Below are 467 nucleotides of genomic sequence, written 5' to 3' on the forward strand. Positions count from 1 at the left end.
ATGTCTTTCTTATCTACTGAACCACTTTCTTTTTCTTTGATTTCATTTCCATCTTTGTCTTTAAAGAATGTTGTTACTTTTTCATAGACATGCTCTACATCTCCGTTTGGCAGCTTCTTCGTTTCTACGAATCTGTATTCTGGGATATCTTTCTTATCTACTGTTCCTGGTTCACTTGGATATTTCGGAATCTCGTTTCCTTCTTTATCTTTGAAGAATGTATTTACTTTTTCGTAGATGTGTTCTGTATCTCCGTTTGGCAGCTTCTTAGTTTCTACGAATCTGTACTCTGGAATATCTTTCTTATCTACTGTGCCCGGCTCACTTGGATATTTCGGAATCTCATTACCTTCTTTATCTTTGAAGAATGTATTCACTTTTTCGTAAACATGCTCTACATCTCCATTTGGCAGTTTCTTCGTTTCTACGAATCTGTACTCTGGAATGTCTTTCTTATCTACTGTGCC

The 467-nt window shown here is 36.2% G+C and carries 1 protein-coding gene; it reads right to left on the reverse strand.

The features are described from left to right. On the reverse strand, window positions 1–467 hold a 467-nt coding region (locus N8L90_RS09335; protein WP_261025216.1), incomplete at both ends, for a MucBP domain-containing protein.

The sequence above is a fragment of the Streptococcus mitis genome (genome assembly GCF_946190115.1).
Lineage (GTDB): Bacteria > Bacillota > Bacilli > Lactobacillales > Streptococcaceae > Streptococcus > Streptococcus mitis_CO.